This is a genomic window from Streptomyces sp. NPDC012794 (assembly GCF_042901085.1).
Taxonomy (GTDB): domain Bacteria; phylum Actinomycetota; class Actinomycetes; order Streptomycetales; family Streptomycetaceae; genus Streptomyces.
Window position 1 is genome coordinate 97,356 of sequence record NZ_JBIBCI010000002.1, and the last position, 14,908, is coordinate 112,263.

The 14,908-nt window shown below is 69.7% G+C and carries 21 protein-coding genes; 11 read left to right on the forward strand and 10 right to left on the reverse strand.

Annotated elements, in window-relative coordinates; genetic code table 11:
* Nucleotides 1-79 precede the first annotated feature (79 nt).
* Both ACFY7H_RS03560 and ACFY7H_RS03565 read left to right on the forward strand, forming a co-directional pair.
* Nucleotides 80-511, forward strand: a complete 432-nt coding sequence (locus ACFY7H_RS03560; RefSeq protein ID WP_388932483.1) for a MarR family winged helix-turn-helix transcriptional regulator — start codon at nt 80-82, stop codon at nt 509-511.
* Between the two features lie 13 nt (nt 512-524).
* Nucleotides 525-2,186 (forward strand): MDR family MFS transporter, encoded by a 1,662-nt coding sequence (locus ACFY7H_RS03565; protein ID WP_388932486.1) that lies wholly within the window; start codon nt 525-527, stop codon nt 2,184-2,186.
* Between the two features lie 43 nt (nt 2,187-2,229).
* Here the strand turns inward: ACFY7H_RS03565 and ACFY7H_RS03570 are convergent, their stop codons facing one another.
* The 10 genes from ACFY7H_RS03570 to ACFY7H_RS03615 form a co-directional block, all read right to left on the reverse strand.
* Entirely contained in the window at nt 2,230-2,877 is a 648-nt protein-coding gene (locus ACFY7H_RS03570; RefSeq protein ID WP_388932489.1) for a TetR/AcrR family transcriptional regulator, read from the reverse strand.
* A gap of 179 nt (nt 2,878-3,056) precedes the next feature.
* Nucleotides 3,057-3,824, reverse strand: coding sequence for a response regulator transcription factor (locus ACFY7H_RS03575; protein WP_388932492.1), 768 nt, complete (start codon nt 3,822-3,824; stop codon nt 3,057-3,059).
* Nucleotides 3,825-3,896: 72 nt separating this feature from the next.
* Nucleotides 3,897-4,778 carry an amidohydrolase family protein gene (locus ACFY7H_RS03580; RefSeq protein ID WP_388932495.1) on the reverse strand — a complete coding sequence of 294 codons (882 nt, stop codon included), beginning with the start codon at nt 4,776-4,778 and terminating at the stop codon, nt 3,897-3,899.
* Entirely contained in the window at nt 4,762-5,100 is a 339-nt protein-coding gene (locus ACFY7H_RS03585) for an antibiotic biosynthesis monooxygenase family protein (RefSeq protein ID WP_388932498.1), read from the reverse strand. The genes ACFY7H_RS03580 and ACFY7H_RS03585 overlap by 17 nt, the downstream gene beginning before the upstream one ends.
* 156 nt (nt 5,101-5,256) lie before the next feature.
* Nucleotides 5,257-6,147, reverse strand: a complete 891-nt coding sequence (locus ACFY7H_RS03590) for a DUF2797 domain-containing protein (RefSeq protein ID WP_388932501.1) — start codon at nt 6,145-6,147, stop codon at nt 5,257-5,259.
* Nucleotides 6,144-6,578: an Lrp/AsnC family transcriptional regulator gene (locus ACFY7H_RS03595; RefSeq protein ID WP_388932504.1), complete on the reverse strand. Its 435-nt coding sequence runs from the start codon at nt 6,576-6,578 to the stop codon at nt 6,144-6,146. Before ACFY7H_RS03595 ends, ACFY7H_RS03590 begins: the two co-directional genes overlap by 4 nt.
* Nucleotides 6,579-6,981: 403 nt before the next feature.
* The gene (locus tag ACFY7H_RS03600) at nt 6,982-7,347 is read right to left on the reverse strand and encodes a PH domain-containing protein (RefSeq protein WP_388932507.1); all 366 of its coding nucleotides are present in this window, start codon (nt 7,345-7,347) and stop codon (nt 6,982-6,984) included.
* 419 nt (nt 7,348-7,766) lie between these two features.
* A complete protein-coding gene (locus ACFY7H_RS03605; protein ID WP_388932510.1) occupies nt 7,767-8,525 on the reverse strand; it encodes a hypothetical protein in 759 nt (252 codons plus the stop codon).
* Between the two features lie 763 nt (nt 8,526-9,288).
* On the reverse strand, nt 9,289-9,981 hold the full coding sequence (locus ACFY7H_RS03610) for an HAD family hydrolase (RefSeq protein ID WP_388932513.1): 693 nt from the start codon (nt 9,979-9,981) through the stop codon (nt 9,289-9,291).
* Complete coding sequence (locus ACFY7H_RS03615) at nt 9,968-10,834, reverse strand: GntR family transcriptional regulator (protein WP_388932517.1); 867 nt, start codon at nt 10,832-10,834, stop codon at nt 9,968-9,970. The genes ACFY7H_RS03610 and ACFY7H_RS03615 overlap by 14 nt, the downstream gene beginning before the upstream one ends.
* Before the next feature lie 153 nt (nt 10,835-10,987).
* On the opposite strand from ACFY7H_RS03615, the gene ACFY7H_RS03620 reads away from it, so the two are divergent.
* The 9 genes from ACFY7H_RS03620 to ACFY7H_RS03660 all read left to right on the forward strand — a co-directional run bounded on the left by ACFY7H_RS03620 (nt 10,988) and on the right by ACFY7H_RS03660 (nt 14,886).
* On the forward strand, nt 10,988-11,317 hold the full coding sequence (locus tag ACFY7H_RS03620) for a hypothetical protein (RefSeq protein WP_388932520.1): 330 nt from the start codon (nt 10,988-10,990) through the stop codon (nt 11,315-11,317).
* Nucleotides 11,318-11,319: 2 nt separating this feature from the next.
* Nucleotides 11,320-12,669: an FtsK/SpoIIIE domain-containing protein gene (locus ACFY7H_RS03625; protein ID WP_388933685.1), complete on the forward strand. Its 1,350-nt coding sequence runs from the start codon at nt 11,320-11,322 to the stop codon at nt 12,667-12,669.
* Between the two features lie 78 nt (nt 12,670-12,747).
* Nucleotides 12,748-12,939 carry a hypothetical protein gene (locus ACFY7H_RS03630; RefSeq protein WP_388932523.1) on the forward strand — a complete coding sequence of 64 codons (192 nt, stop codon included), beginning with the start codon at nt 12,748-12,750 and terminating at the stop codon, nt 12,937-12,939.
* A gap of 65 nt (nt 12,940-13,004) precedes the next feature.
* Entirely contained in the window at nt 13,005-13,670 is a 666-nt protein-coding gene (locus tag ACFY7H_RS03635) for a DUF2637 domain-containing protein (protein ID WP_388932525.1), read from the forward strand.
* Nucleotides 13,671-13,689: 19 nt separating this feature from the next.
* On the forward strand, nt 13,690-13,878 hold the full coding sequence (locus ACFY7H_RS03640) for a mobile element transfer protein (RefSeq protein ID WP_388932527.1): 189 nt from the start codon (nt 13,690-13,692) through the stop codon (nt 13,876-13,878).
* A 19-nt stretch (nt 13,879-13,897) separates the two neighbouring features.
* Nucleotides 13,898-14,053, forward strand: a complete 156-nt coding sequence (locus ACFY7H_RS03645; RefSeq protein ID WP_388932529.1) for a hypothetical protein — start codon at nt 13,898-13,900, stop codon at nt 14,051-14,053.
* Nucleotides 14,054-14,065: 12 nt separating this feature from the next.
* On the forward strand, nt 14,066-14,410 hold the full coding sequence (locus tag ACFY7H_RS03650; protein ID WP_388932532.1) for a SpdD-like protein: 345 nt from the start codon (nt 14,066-14,068) through the stop codon (nt 14,408-14,410).
* Between the two features lie 90 nt (nt 14,411-14,500).
* Nucleotides 14,501-14,686, forward strand: a complete 186-nt coding sequence (locus tag ACFY7H_RS03655; protein ID WP_388932534.1) for a hypothetical protein — start codon at nt 14,501-14,503, stop codon at nt 14,684-14,686.
* Nucleotides 14,687-14,691: 5 nt separating this feature from the next.
* Nucleotides 14,692-14,886, forward strand: coding sequence for a hypothetical protein (locus tag ACFY7H_RS03660; RefSeq protein ID WP_388932537.1), 195 nt, complete (start codon nt 14,692-14,694; stop codon nt 14,884-14,886).
* Nucleotides 14,887-14,908 lie beyond the last annotated feature (22 nt).

The window sequence follows — 14,908 nt, forward strand, 5'->3', positions numbered from 1 at the left end:
CCCCACTCCGAAATAATTTGCCTGTAGCAACCATGCGGTTCTATGGTTGCCTTAAGCAACAAGATGGGGGTGGTTCCCGGTGTCCACACCGACGGCCCAGCACACCCGCTACGAGGAGCTGGCCCGCCAGCTCACCGGAATCGGCGCGGTCAAACGCGACCTGGCCCGGACGCTGCCCGCGCACTGCCCGCCCGGCTCCGCCACCGTCCTCACCATCCTCGACCGGCACGGCGAGATGCGGCTCAGCCGGCTCACCGAGTTCATGGGCGTCGACATCTCGGTCAGCAGCCGGCACGTCGCCCACGTGGCGCGGCACGGCTGGATCGAGCGCGAGACCGACCCCGGTGACGGCCGCTGCCGGATCCTGCGCCTCACCGGCGCGGGGCGCGCCGTGCTCTCCGAGCTCGGCGCCCGCTACACGGACGCGCTGGAGAGAGCCCTGGCCGACTGGGCGGCCGAGGACATCGACGTACTGAACACCCTGCTGGCCCGACTCCGATCGAGCTTCTAGGCAAAGGAAACACATGGCTACGACCACACCCGACGGTGTGCGGGGAGGCGGCCGGTCGGAGACCACGTCCGACGGCGCACCCATGACGCACCCGCAGATCATGAAGGCGCTGTCCGGGCTCATGCTCGGCATGTTCGTGGCGATCCTGTCCTCGACGATCGTCTCCAACGCCCTGCCCCAGATCATCAGCGACCTCGGCGGCACCCAGTCCTCCTACACCTGGGTCGTCACCGCCGCCCTGCTGTCGATGACGGCCGCCACCCCGCTGTGGGGCAAGCTGTCCGACCTGTTCAGCAAGAAGCTCCTCGTCCAGATATCCCTGGTGATCTATGTCCTCGGCTCGGTGATCGCCGGCATGTCCCAGAACACCGGCATGCTGATCGCCTGCCGCGTGGTCCAGGGCATCGGCGTCGGCGGCCTCTCCGCCCTCGCGCAGATCGTGATGGCCGCGATGATCTCCCCGCGCGAGCGCGGCCGCTACAGCGGCTACCTCGGCGCGGTCTTCGCCGTCGCCACCGTCGGCGGCCCGCTGCTGGGCGGCGTCATCACCGACACCGACTGGCTGGGCTGGCGCTGGTGCTTCTACGTCGGCGTACCGTTCGCCGTGATCGCGCTGATCGTGCTCCAGAAGACCCTGCGGCTCCCCGTGGTCCGCCGCGACGTCAAGGTCGACTGGCTCGGCGCCTTCCTGATCAGCGGGGCCGTCTCGCTGCTGCTGATCTGGGTCACCCAGGCCGGGGACTCGTACGACTGGATCTCCTGGACCACCCTGGCGATGACCGGCGGCGCCGTGGTGCTCGGCCTGCTCTTCCTCCTGGTCGAGTCCCGCGCGAGCGACCCGATCATCCCGCTGCGGCTGTTCCGCAACAAGACCATCAGCCTGGCCTCCGCCGCCTCGCTCTTCGTCGGCATCGCGATGTTCTCCGGCACGGTCTTCTTCAGCCAGTACTTCCAGCTGGCCCGGAACGAGTCCCCCACCATGTCCGGCGTCCTGACCATCCCGATGATCGGCGGCCTCTTCGTCTCCTCCACGGTCTCCGGGCAGATCATCACCAAGACCGGCAAGTGGAAGGCCTGGCTGGTCTCCGGTGGCGTACTGCTGACCGCCGGGCTCGGACTGCTGGGCAGCCTGCGCTACGACACCCCGTACTGGCAGATCGCGCTCTACATGGCGCTGACGGGGCTCGGCCTCGGCATGATGATGCAGAACCTGGTCCTCGCGACACAGAACCAGGTGGCCCCCGAAGACCTCGGCGCCGCCAGCTCCGTCGTCACCTTCTTCCGCTCCCTCGGCGGCGCCGTGGGCGTCTCGGCGCTGGGCGCGGTCATGGCCAACCGGGTCACCCACTACGTGCAGGACGGGCTGGCCGCGCTCGGACCGAAGGCCGCGGCCCTCGGACACGGCGGCACCGCCGGGGGCGGGATCCCCGACCTCGACAAGCTGCCCGCTCCGTTCCGCACCGTCATCGAGTCCGCCTACGGGCACGGCGTCGGCGACGTCTTCCTGTACTCCGCCCCGACCGCGCTGCTCGCGCTGCTGCTGGTGCTGTTCATCAAGGAGGTCGCGCTGAAGTCGAAGCCGTCCCTGCACAGCCCGGCCGCCGAGGGCGGTACGGAGGCCGCCGCGGCGGGCCCCAGGAACTCCGCCGCGGACACCGCCCGGGCCGGCGCCTGAGCGGAAGGGCCCTGAGCGGCCCGGGCCGGGACCCCGACGGGGTTCAGGCCCGGGCCGCCGCCGTATGCGCGGCCTTGGCCTCGATGCCGGCGATCAGGACGTCGAGGGCGAGGGCGAACTCCGCCTCGGCCGCCCGCCGGACCGTGCCGCCGCAGCCGTTCAGGGCGCAGCCGCTCAGGAACTGGGAGACCGCCAGGTGCGCGCCCGTCCGGGCGGCGCCCACCAGGCCGGTGGCCCCCAGCAGCCGGTGCAGCGCGGCGTCGAAGGCCCGGGCGTGCGGACCGATGTTCGGGTAAGCGACGCTGAGCGGCGCCACCCACGGGTGTTCCGCCAGCAGCCGCCGGTAGCCGCGGGCGAGGGACCGCAGCCGGGCCGGCCAGCCGCCACGAGGGGGCGGTCCGGCGGGCAGCCGCTGCTGGCCCAGGGCGCTGTCCAGGGCCAGTTCGAGCAGGTCGTGCTTGGTGTCCACGTACCAGTACAGGGACATCGCGGTGACCCCCAGTTCGGCGGCCAGCCGGCGCATCGAGAACCGGCCGAGTCCCTCCGCGTCCAGCAGCCGCACGGTGGCGGTGGTGATCCGTTCCCGGTCCAGGCCCGAAGGCGCCTCGCTGCGCCGTCTGGTGGGGGCGGCGGGCCTGGCGGCCAGCCACACACTGGTCCTGGAGTCGCCCGGATCGGCCTCGGTCACCATGGAGGCGCCCTCCTCACCACAAGGGGATCAGCCCGGAATGCCCGGTCCGCCCTCTTGATGCTAGGGGGTGACGCGTGGATGGGGGGAGGATCAGGACGGGCCGGCCACGGGGGCCGTGGGGTCGCGGACGGGGGCGGCAGGGGTGCACCGGGACAGGGGCGTGCGCGTGCGCGGGACCCCTACTCGGCCGGCTTGATCAGGTAGCCGGCTCCGCGCCGGGTATGGATCATCGGGGGCAGGCCGGTGCCGCCGTCCAGCTTCCGTCGCAGGTAGGAGACGTAGAGCTCCACCACGTTGGCCTGGCCGCCGAAGTCGTAGGACCACACCCGGTCCAGGATCTGCGCCTTGCTGAGCACCCGGCGCGGGTTGCGCATCAGGTAGCGCAGCAGCTCGAACTCGGTGGCGGTCAGACGGATCTCCCGGCCGCCCCGCACCACCTCGTGGCTGTCCTCGTCGAGACTCAGGTCGCCGACGGTCAGGACCGAACCGCCCCGCGTGGCCCGCGCCGCCCCGGAACGGCGCACCAGCGCGCGCAGCCGGGCCACGACCTCCTCCAGGCTGAACGGCTTGGTGACGTAGTCGTCGCCACCCGCCGTCAGGCCCGCGATGCGGTCCTCCACCGAGTCCTTGGCGGTCAGGAACAGCACCGGGACCTGAGGGAGTTCCCGGCGCAGCAGTCGCAGGACGGCCAGCCCGTCCATGTCCGGGAGCACCACGTCGAGGACCACCACGTCCGGGCGGAACTCCCGCGCCGCCCGCACCGCGCCGGCCCCGTCACCGGCGCCCCGGACCTCGCAGCCCTCGTAGCGCAGGGCCATCGAGAGCAGCTCGGAGGGGGACGCCTCGTCGTCGACGACGAGGACCCGGCAGGGTCCGCCGTCGGGCCGCAGCAGGGCCGTCGGAGTACCGGTGGACGTGGACGCGTGGGAAGTGGTCGTCGCGGTCATGACCCCACGCTGGCGGCCGCCCCTGAGAGCGTTCTTGCGCCTGTCTGTGAATCTCCTGAGAAAGGCCGGGGCTCAGGGAGTGAGGCCGAACAGGCGGGCGCCGTTGTCGTGGCAGACCGCGCGCAGCCAGTCGTCGCCGAGGCCGAGCCGTTCCAGGGCCTCCAGCTGGTGCTCGTAGGGGTAGGGGATGTTCGGGAAGTCGGTGCCCAGCAGGATCCTGTCCCCGAGGTCGGCGAGCCGCCCGAGCTCCCCGGGCGGGAAGGCGCTGAGCCGCTCGGAGAAGTCCGTGAAGACCATGGTGGTGTCCAGGCGCACCTCCGGGTACCGGTCGGCGAGGTCGAGGAAGTCCGTGTACTCGGGCATGCCCATGTGGGCGACGATCAGCGGCAGCCGCGGGTGGCGGGCCAGCAGGCGGGCGATCGGCTCGGGTCCGGTGTGCTTGCCCGGGACCGGGCCCGAACCGCAGTGGACGACGGCCGGGATCCCCGCCTCGGCCAGCAGCCCCCAGACCGGTTCCAGCCGGCTGTCGTTGGGGTCGTAGCCGCCGACCTGGAGGTGCGCCTTGAAGACCCGCGCCCCGCCCGCCACGGCCTGCGCGGTGTACGCCGCCACGTTCTCCTCCGGGAAGAACGTCGCGGTGTGCAGGCAGTCGGGGGTGCGGGCGGCGAAGTCCGCGGCCCACGCGTTGAGCCAGGCGGCCATCGCCGGCTTGTGCGGGTAGAGCATGGAGGTGAAGGCACGGACTCCGAACTCCCGCAGCAGCGCCACCCGCTGCTCCTCCTCGTGGCGGTAGGTGATCGGCCATTCGACGCCGGTCAGCGGGCCGACCGCGTCGAAGTAGTCCCAGACCTTGTCCAGCACGCGCTCCGGCATGAAGTGCGTGTGGACGTCCACCAGGCCGGGCAGTCCGAGCCGCTCGTGGAAGGCGCGGACCGCGTCAGCCGTTGCGGGCAAAGCCGTGGCTCCGCTCGACGGTCGCGACGTGCAGGGTGTAGCTCTCGTACCAGTGGGCGCGGCCCTGCTTCATGGCCGCCTGGTGCTCCAGATCCTCCCGCCAGGCGCCGAGGGACTCGTGGTCGCGGAAGTAGGCGACGGTGATGCCGAGGCCGCCGGGGGTGCGGGCGAACTCGTAGCCGAGGAAGCCGGGGTTCTCCCGGACGATCTCGTTCATCCGGTCGTTGGTCTCCGGATAGCCGCTCTCGTCAGAGGTGCGGACATTGCTGAATACGGCCATCACGTACGGCGGTTCGAACGCCGGAACGGGCTGAATGCTCATGCCCACACCCTCGGCGGAAGACCCCTGGCGTGTCCACGAAAATCGGCCCCCGCGGGCCAAAGGGATCCAAGTTTTGACCTTGCTCCCCCGGGGTCCGTAGAGCCCGGGGTCGGAGCAGCCAGGGGCCAGAACAGCCCGGTTCGAAACAGTCCGGGGTCAGAACAGCCCGCCCTGTTCGGCCTCGGACGGCGCGGGCGCGACCACGGTGAGGGGTACGTCGGTCCGCGCCCCGTCCGGAGCGGCGGAGAGCTCCCATCCGGCCAGCAGCCGGGTGTCCACCACGAGCCCGTCCGCGAAGTGCAGGTCCGGCCCGGCGGCTCCCGCCAGCCGCCCCACGACGGTCCCGCCGGGCACCAGCTCCGTGACCAGGCGGACCGGGACCGGCAGCCCCGCCGGCGCGAAGGCCCCAGCATGGTCGGTGATCTCGCACCCCACCCGTTCCAGGGACTCCGGCCACCCGGGCAGCACGGCGGCCCGCGCGTGCAGCTCGGCGACCTCCCGGGCCCGCTCGGGCTCCGGCGGCAGCTGGGCCCGTACGGCGCGCTTGCGGGCGTACGCGATCCGGTCGGGCACCCCCAGGGCGGCCCGCAGCAGCTCCTCGGTCCGGCGCGCCGCCATCAACGGTCCGCGCCCCAGCCAGGCCCAGGTCACCGCACCCTGCTCCAGCAGCCGCACCGGCCCGCGCTCCTCGGCGGTGATGCCGACCTTCACCATCCCGGGTCCAAACCAGGCCAGGTACACGCGATAGGTGCGCGGATCGGCCGCGTTGGTGTCGGCGGCCACCGAGAAGGACCGGTCCAGCCGGGCGCACTCGAGGCACTGCGCACTCCCCGCGCGGCCCGGTACCGACCGCGTCGCGGGACACGGCGTGCGCTTCCCGGCCCGCCACACGCCCAGGCAGTGCCGCTCGCCGCGGGCGGTGAAAGCCAGCCGCTGCCCGGGGGCGAGCGGGCTGCCGCGCTCCCCGCGCCCGCACCACCCGATGGCGGGGCCCTTCGCACTCCACCGGATCCCGGTGCACCACCAGTTCCCGGCGGCGGCGGTCACAGGGGGAGCGGCCGCTCGAAGAAGGTCTCCAGGACCACCGTGGCCTGCGTGCCGCTGACTCCGTCGATGGCGTAGAGCCGCCGCAGGACGTCCTGGAGCTGCTCCGTGGTGGCCGTGCGCACCTTGACCAGCGCCGAGGCGCTGCCCGCGATGATGTGCGCCTCCTGGATCTCGGGGATGGCGGCGAAGTCCTCCGCCGACTCGCCCATCCACGCGTTGGAGTCCACCATCACGTAGGCCAGCACGCCGCTGCCGACCGCGGCCGGGTCCACGTCGACGGTGGTCCGCCGGATGACCCCGCGCTCGCGCAGTTTGCGTACCCGCTCATGGGTGGCCCCGGCCGAGAGGCCCACGGCCGCGCCCAGGGCGGCGTAGGACTGGCCCGCGTCCTGCTGGAGGCGCAGGACGAGCGCCCGGTCGATGTCGTCCACGCCGTCTTCCTTCCATGGGCCGGTCGGCCCCTTGAGCCGCTTGAGCCCGTCGGCTCTCGCAAAGACGGTACCGGCTCCTGCAATCCCACCATCACACCGAACAGAATTCGGCGCTTCATCCATCTGAGGGAATCAGGCGGGACACTTCCGACCTCACCTCCTAGAGGTCCTGGACGAGCACTTCCGCACCCGCGGCGCCGGGCCAACGGCGACGCCCACCAGGAACGGCTCTACGACGACCGCCACCGCCGAGAGGGCCCGCACACCCCGCCGGCCGCGCCCCCACCCGGAGCCGCTCCGGATCCGCCGCTGCTCTGAGTCCACCCACCCCTCGAGGCCGCCGCCGCTCCGGATCCGGATCCGCCCACCGCTCGGCCCGGACGGGCGTCCAGCCGATGTGCGGCTAGCGCGCGACGAACTGCGTCAGGATCGCCTGCATCTCGTAGATGTCGACGCCCTTGGTGAAGGTCTTCTCGATCGGCGCCGGGTTGCCGGATATCCAGATCTTCAGCTCGGCGTCGAGATCGAAATGCCCGGCGGTCTCCACCGAGAAGTGCGTGATGCTCCGGTACGGGATGGAGTGGTACTCCACCTTCTTGCCCGTCAGCCCCTGCTTGTCGACGAACACCAGCCGCCGGTCGGTGAACAGGATCGTGTCGCGCACCAGCAGGTACGCGGCGTAAACCTGCTCCCCGTGCCCCAGCAGCCGCGCGTAGTCCCGCTGCGCCGACGCCGGGTCGACGGTGTGCGCGTTCCCGAACATTCCCATGAGAGCCCCCATCAAGGTTCGAACGATCTTCGAAAACCCTAGCGGGGTGGCCGCGTGGTCCACGTCCCCCTCAGGAGCCATCCCGCCCCTGAGTTCCTCCGGGGGATCCCCTCCCCCTCCGGTACTGCCATCACATACGAAAGAGGCCCTCAGGACTTCTCCTGAGGGCCTCTCGGCTGTGCACTCGGCAGGATTCGAACCTGCAACCTTCTGATCCGTAGCTCTAGCCAGATCGGTCGGCAACGGGCATCCCGGTCACTGACCGGCACTGTAGGCACACCACCGGCCGGGAACGGTTGCTGCGGTTGCGGTACTGCGTTGCTGTACGCAGCGCCTCTGCGGTCGCACGTAACAGAGTCGTCGTGGCTACGCGGCCAAGGCCACGGGAGCCCCTGCGCCGCAAGTAGCGTAGCCGAGCGTCACACGCTAAGCCTAAAGTCTTCGATCTTCTGCCGGATTAGCTCAGTGGGATCTGCCCCAGCTTTTTTGTCGCTCAACATCTGACTTACGTCAGCATCACTCAAGACGACGATCATCTTGTCATGAAGAACCCATTGCTCGCGCAGCGTGTAGAGAAGCCGCGAGTCGGGCTCCGTTCGACTAAAGATGAGAGCGAAAAGGCCCACACCGTGGCGCTGCAGATAATTGGCTATCTGAAGAATTTCTTCTTTCTTGATTGATTCCGAATAATTCTTCGCGTCAATTACGACGTGATCGGCATGATAGCGGGTGCGTAGGTATGCCCAGAACCCATCCAAAGCATAGTTCGGAAGAATCAAGTCTCGACGGTTCACGCTGCTAAAATTCGGCCTCTCCCAAATGGGCCGCGAGAGCGGTGGACAGAAAAGGAATTCTGAAATCTCCCTGCAAAGTTCTTGGTACTTCATCCAGTTAGGGCCAGGCGCGACGTCCATAAGCTGCTTGAGCAGATCATCGGCCCGGCCTTCTATCGGGCTGCCCGCGGACGAGGCGCCCAGAAACTGTGTCGCCTCACCCGCTCGGCCAGCCTTTATCGCGTTAGCCGCCAGCCATGTGCGATCCCAGATGCTAATTCCCGATAGCCTAAACTGCTCATGAGCTTCTGGAGAAAGTTCCCCGGGGATGGCGAGGATCACCCGAGGGGGGTGCCCAACTATTTCACCGACCCGTGCACCCGTAGCGGTGAGCTGCTCGATCACTACTCTGACCCGATGTCGCGTCTGAGGGCCAGGGACCTTGCATTCCACTACATGCAATCCCATATCATTCGTGAAATGAAAATCGAATCCGAGATCTTTCAACTGGAGGCGCTCATCGGAAGTGAAGCGCCCAAGCTTTAGGTCTTCAATGATTCCGCGAAGCAATGCCTCGAATTCCAGGGCTGGGATTAGGTCTTGGTACCTCATTTACCCCCCTCTGTCTCGTCGAAGACAGTGTGTCGTAGACAAGAGTGTGCTGATGGGTAAACCGCAGAGAACGTCAGTGGAGTTTGCCACGCAGGCTGCCCCCAACTCCCATCCCGTCTGCCGTCGGCCCATGGCATGTAGAGCAGGCGCGGTGCCGGGCGTCCAGGTGGAGCGCCCAACTGGACGAACGACCTGGACGCCCGGGGCCGTGTCTGCTCGGCTTGTCCTGGGTCGATGGCAGACGGGATGGGAGTTCCCCCGCCCCAGCCACATACGGCCGGCACCCGCGAGCGGCGCCCCCGCCATCCCGGAGCCTGAGCGCCCCCGCCGGAGGCATGTCGGTGAGGGAAGAACCAGCGGCCCCCGTGGGGCTCGACTCATGCCTTTGGGCCTATCCCACTCGCAGGGGCGGGCGTCGGCGCAGCGCGCGCGGAGCGGGCCGAAGGCAGGAGCGTCGCGCGGAGCGGAGCCGGGAAGCCCGCCCGGCGGAGCGCAGCGCAGCCGGGTGCCTTGATGAGGTAGAGAAACCTGTAACAGGTCCGTGCTGCTCCCGCGGCTACGCCGTGGTGAGTGCGTCGGCGATGGTCTGCATGGAGTCCGTGACGACGTCGGCTCCAGCCTCAGCGAACAGGGCCGCCTTGTGGGGCTTGTTGGCGTAGCCGATGACCGTCGTGCCAGCTGCATGAGCGGCCTGGATGTCCGTGAGCGAGTCGCCGATCAGCGTGCAGTGCGTGACGTCCATGTGCGCCTGCTCGGCCGCCGTGATCAGCGGGAACGGGTTGGGCTTCATCAGGTGGGGCTGCCCGGAGGGTCGACCGACGATCCTGGCCACGTACTCGCCCAGGGAGTGCAGGTCCAAGAACCGCTGCACGCAGGCGGCTGAGTTGTTGCTCACCACGATCACGGCACGCTCTGACGCCCGTGCCGCCCGGAGAGCTTCTACCGCTCCAGGAGTGGGCGGACCGGCCACCGCAACTGCCTCGACCTCCGCCGCCGTCAGGGCACGCTCGACTTCATGTCCAATGGCAACGTCGGCTTCATGGGCGATGCGAAGCACTTCGATGGGGTCATCGGTCTTCGCCGCCTCCGCGCCCGCGGCAGGGTCCTTGGCCGCGAGGATGGCCGTGAGCTGCTCGGCGACCTTGGGTGCGGGCAAGCCGGCGAACACGTCGCACACGGGCCCGTCGAAGTCGAAGAAGACGACGCGCGCCTTCACGAGGATCTCCGCGAGGCGGTCATCGTGCGTCAAGGTCGAAGTCCCTTCCGATGGTCTCCCACACGCTGTCGAACCACATGCGGGCCTGCTGGACCTGCTGGGCTCCGCTGGAGGACTCGCCCTCGTTGACCGAGTGGTGGAAAAGCGTCGTGTCCTTGCCCACCAGGTCGAAGATCTCGATCGTCTCGCCCTGGGCGACGACCTTGTTCGGGCGGATCGGGTAGTACCCGAAGAACGAGTCCTCGTTGTTGATCACGTACAGCTTGAAGAACTGCGTGCCGCTGTGGACGCGGACGTCGATCCGGGTCTCGGCGACGAGCCCGAGGTGGCCCAACTCGGCGATGGCATCGCGGATGCTGCGGGTGTAGTTGACCATGATGTCGTGCATGCGGTCGCGGAGCCGCTCGTCGTCCGCCCCGTCAGCCATGCGAACCGGCGCGGCCTGCGGTACGGACATGTCCGGGACGAGTATCCGCATGACGATGCTCGACGGCGTGAGCCGGCCGACTCGGATCTTGTCCAACGGTTCCTGAAGCGCCCCGTGCAGCGTCTCGCTGGAGAAGCCGGCGAAGTCGATGGTCACGTGATCCTTGGCGAACGCCTGCTCGACGTACGGCCGCAGCCCCGCCGGCCGCTCGGTCCGGTTCCGGACGAACACGCCGCTGCCCTTGCGAGAGACCACAAGGCCCTCGTCCTCCAGGTCACGGAGCGCCCGTTGGATCGTCGCCCGCGCGAATCCGTACAGCTCCGTCAGCTTGGCGTGGGACGGCAGCTTCTCGCCGGGCCCCAGCTTCCTGGTGCGGATGGCGGCGCCAAGACTGCTGGCCACCTGCTCGTACGGGGCTCGGTCGTCGTCTGGGTCTAGGGGCTCGGGGACGAAGGTCATGGGTCGATGGTAGGGGAAACCCCTTCAGGCAGGACAGCCATGGCAGTCATGTTGTTGACATGGCTAGCCAAGTCCCCTAACTTCGAGATGTGAGCAACCTGGCTAGCCCAGTTGGTCATCCAGCTTCCTGCTGCATCTCTCAAGGAGACATCCATGCCGTCGTTCAAGGTGGACACGTCGACCGCCGTGGTGTTCGTGGCCACGGCCCCGACCCCGAAGCTCGTGAGCAAGCAGACCGGTGAGCGCGCGATGGACCGGGAGACCGGCGCCGGGCTGTCCACGGTGGGCCTGCTGATCTCGGACGATGGGGAGGGCAACCTCTACCAGGTGACCGTCCCGGAGACCGGTCTCCCCGAGGGCCTGCTGCCGGGCATGCCGGTGTCGGTGATCGGCCTCAAGGCCCGTGACTGGGAGAACACGTTCAACGGCCAGACCCGGCACGGCATCTCGTTCCGCGCCGTCGCCCTCACGGTCGGGGTATGACCATGGCCGACCTGACGCCCTTATGGGAGATCGGCCTCCCCCTGGCCGGTGCGGGCGGCGCCCTCGGATACGCCAAGGCTCGCGCGCCCCGCGTGTACTGGTCCCTCGTCGGACTGCCGATGGCGAGCGCCCGGTTCACGGTGACGTACCGGTCCACGATGGACGTGTGCGGGCTGACGGTCCAGCCGTCCCGCTTCCGGGCCTTCCTCGTCCGCAACGTCGCCCGCCGCAGCGACGTGCAGCCCGTCCCGCCGAAGATCCGCCGGTTGCGGGGCTCTTCGACCGGCATGCGGGTCACCCTGCGCCTGCCGGCCGGGCTGGAGCCCGCCGACGTGGTCGCGGCCTCTGAGCGTCTCCGTCACGCCTGGGGTGTCCACTCCGTGCACGTGGTGGAGACCAAGCCAGGGTTCGTAGAGCTACGGATGACCGGCTACGACGTCCTGCGCCGGGTGAAGATGCCACGTCGGCTCCCGTCCGGTCGGATGGTGGCGTCGGTCGCGCTGCGGGAGGACGGTACGGCGTTCGTACGGGACTACGAGAAGGTCCCGCACGCGCTGACGCTCGGCGCCAACCAGTCGGGCAAGTCCATGTACCAGCGGAACCTGATCAAGGGGCTTGCGGGCCTTCGAGTCGCCCTCGTCGGCATCGACTGCAAGCGAGGAGTCGAACAGCGTCGGTACGCACCTCGGCTCTCCGCTCTCGCCGTCACGCCGGATGAGGCATCGGGCCTCCTCAATGCACTCGTGGGAGAGATGGAGGACCGCTTCGACCTGCTGAACCAGTACGGAGCTACCGACCTCTGGGCCCTGCCCGACGAGGTCCGGCCGGTGCCGGTCGTCCTGCTCGTGGACGAGGTCGCGGAACTGTTCCTCGTGGCCACCAGGAAGGACGAGGACCGCCGGGACCAGATGGTCACGCAGTTGATCCGTCTCGGGCAGATGGCTCGTGCCGCCGGTATCTACCTGGAGATCTGCGGTCAGCGCTTCGGCTCCGAACTCGGCAAGGGCGCCACCACGCTCCGCGCCCAACTCACCGGCCGCGTGGTTCACCGCGTCAACGACAAGCAGACCGCCGACATGGGCTTGGGCGACATCGCCCCGGACGCCGTCGTCGCCGTGACGACGATCCCGGCCGATAAGCCCGGCGTCGCGGTGGCCGGCGACTCGTCCGGCGGCTGGACCCGGATCCGCACCCCCGAACTGAGCGCCGACGAGGCTGCCGAGATCTGCGCCCAGTTCGCGCACCTGACCCCGCACCTTCCCGCCCTCGCGGCGTACCGACCGGTGATCCCGGCCGCCGTCCCGGCCCACGAGCCGGTCCCGCTGGTGAAGCCGATCCCGGCGACGGACTAGCAGTCCCCTCCCTTGGTCGGCGCGACCTTCTCGCGCCAGGTCCCTACCGGCCCATGCCCGGAATCGAAAGGAACCGTCATGACCACCGCCAAGACGCCTTCGCCCCGCAAGACCCGCCTGCCCAAGCCCGCCCCGGCCGCCGAGAAGTGCGGCACCTGCGCCGGATCGGGCGAGACCACGACCACCGTCCGGGTCGGGCGCAAGCGCCGGGAGATCGGTGCCACGCAGACCGGGCTGTGCCTGGACTGCCTCGGCTCCGGCACCGCGTGACCAGTCCCCGAACCACCGGTGCCGGAGCACAGGACCCGGCACCGGCCCCCGAAAGGAGGTGACCCGTGTCCCGCTCTCTCCGCCTCGACCCCGTACTCATCCAGGCCGTCATCGCTGGCGCCCTGTCCTTCGCCCACCTGCACGACCTGGCTGCGGCGGCCGGACAGGACGGCTGGAAGGCCTGGGCCTACCCGGTGAGCGTCGACCTGCTGCTGGTCGCCGCATGGCGCCGGATGCGCACGGACACGGAGAACCGCGATGCCTGGCTCTGGTTCGCCATCGCCCTCGTCGCATCGCTCGGCGCCAACGTCGCCACCGCCGGACTGCTCGACCTGACCGACGTCCCGCCCTGGCTGCGGATCCTCGTCGCGGGCTGGCCCGCGCTCGCCTTCCTCGGCGGCACGCTCCTCGCCCATGCACCTGCCCTCGCGGTAGAGCCCGACCACTCGGAACAGCCCAAGGTCGAGCCCGCCCCGGACGTCACCGTGGAGCGCGCGCCCGAACCGGCTCCCGAGTTGCCGCCGGCGGACCCCGCTCCTGAGCACGAACCGTCGCAGGCCGCCCCGACCGCACCCGCCGTCTCGGTACCGCCCGCGCTGCTCGACCACGCCCAGAAGATCGCGAACGCCCACCAGGCCCAGACCGGGGCCCCGATCGACACGGCGACTCTACGGAGCCGCCTCGGCGTCCCGGCCGCGTTGGCGGACGCCATCGCCATCCAACTCGCCTGAAAGGAAGGGAGACAGACCCGTGCGCCCGAACCGCTTCTACCAGGTCATCCGCTTCGGCCCCGTGAGGGTCGGCAGCTACAGCGATGGCCGTGGCCGCACTCTGCACACCGCTGTGTGCACCGCCCCCGGCTGTGACTTCTCCGCCGACTACCGCAGTCGCGCCGGCGCCGAACTCGCCGCCCGAACCCACCGCTGCAACCCCCGCTGACCACGAGGAGACCCGCGTCATGGACGTACCGCTCTGGCTCGCGCTGATCGTCGTCGGCGCCCTCGGCTACAAGCTCATCCGCCCGCCGCTGTGGCTCGTGGCGGTGATCCTCCTTGGCGGATACCTGCTCGCCAACAGCTTCATGGCCCCGCTCATCGACCCGCTCACCAAGTAGGGAGACCCCGTCATGATCCGCCCGAAGATCCCGGTCAACCCGCTCCCGACCGGCCTCGTCGCCCCGCTCGTCCACCCAACCACCGGGGACATCACCCACGGCTCGACCAACACCCCGGTCTGCGACTGCCAGCACACCGCCCCGGCCCCGACTACGGACCAGCCCCGCGTCCAGCTCCCCGCGGTCCACCTGACCCCGGCCGGCCTCGTCGCCGTTGTCGCCGGTGGCGCGGGCTTGGTCCTCGTCGTCGGCGCGGTCCTGGTCTCGATGCTCCTCGCGGTCGCCATCACCGGCGCCTCGGTCGCCGTCTGCGCCGTCGTCCTGCGCTCGCTCCTCAACGGCCACAACCACCGCTAACCGGCCCCGGGACGGCTTCCACCGCCAAGTTTCCGCCGTCCCGGCGCCGTACTCCTGCCCGAACCAGACGATCCGGAAGGAAGCACCATCATGACCCAGCACACCCCTGCCCTGGCACCGGTCTGCCCTCACTGCGACGGCCACCCCTCCGTCGCCATCACCCTCGGCGGCCGCGACCGCGCCGGACACCTCCGCACCATCACCGCCCACTGCCCTGCCTGCCACGGCACCGGTACCCGCAGCATCCGTGCTCGGCAGATCACCGCCGGGCGGTGAACAGCATGAGCCTCACCCCGTCCCCCGACCGCCCGGGGCTGCACGTGAGCAAGCCGTCCCCCTCCACGCCGGCCACCGCCTCCGCGGTCTGCCACTGCGGTGCCTCGGCCACCGCCAAGGGAGACGCCCAGGTCGGCGCTCTGGTCGCCGGATGGAACACCAACCACGGCTCCGCCCACGGGAAGGGAGCCCGGTCGTGAACACCACACTCCCTAACGGCCT

Coding starts and splice junctions, on each gene's coding strand:
- ACFY7H_RS03630 (WP_388932523.1), top strand. CDS start 12,748: ATGACCACCGCCAAGACGCCTTCGCCCCGCAAGACCCGCCTGCCCAAG.
- ACFY7H_RS03655 (WP_388932534.1), top strand. CDS start 14,501: ATGACCCAGCACACCCCTGCCCTGGCACCGGTCTGCCCTCACTGCGAC.
- ACFY7H_RS03625 (WP_388933685.1), top strand. CDS start 11,320: ATGGCCGACCTGACGCCCTTATGGGAGATCGGCCTCCCCCTGGCCGGT.
- ACFY7H_RS03660 (WP_388932537.1), top strand. CDS start 14,692: ATGAGCCTCACCCCGTCCCCCGACCGCCCGGGGCTGCACGTGAGCAAG.
- ACFY7H_RS03615 (WP_388932517.1), bottom strand. CDS start 10,834: ATGACCTTCGTCCCCGAGCCCCTAGACCCAGACGACGACCGAGCCCCG.
- ACFY7H_RS03565 (WP_388932486.1), top strand. CDS start 525: ATGGCTACGACCACACCCGACGGTGTGCGGGGAGGCGGCCGGTCGGAG.
- ACFY7H_RS03585 (WP_388932498.1), bottom strand. CDS start 5,100: ATGAGCATTCAGCCCGTTCCGGCGTTCGAACCGCCGTACGTGATGGCC.
- ACFY7H_RS03575 (WP_388932492.1), bottom strand. CDS start 3,824: ATGACCGCGACGACCACTTCCCACGCGTCCACGTCCACCGGTACTCCG.
- ACFY7H_RS03570 (WP_388932489.1), bottom strand. CDS start 2,877: ATGGTGACCGAGGCCGATCCGGGCGACTCCAGGACCAGTGTGTGGCTG.
- ACFY7H_RS03600 (WP_388932507.1), bottom strand. CDS start 7,347: ATGGGAATGTTCGGGAACGCGCACACCGTCGACCCGGCGTCGGCGCAG.
- ACFY7H_RS03620 (WP_388932520.1), top strand. CDS start 10,988: ATGCCGTCGTTCAAGGTGGACACGTCGACCGCCGTGGTGTTCGTGGCC.
- ACFY7H_RS03650 (WP_388932532.1), top strand. CDS start 14,066: ATGATCCGCCCGAAGATCCCGGTCAACCCGCTCCCGACCGGCCTCGTC.
- ACFY7H_RS03645 (WP_388932529.1), top strand. CDS start 13,898: ATGGACGTACCGCTCTGGCTCGCGCTGATCGTCGTCGGCGCCCTCGGC.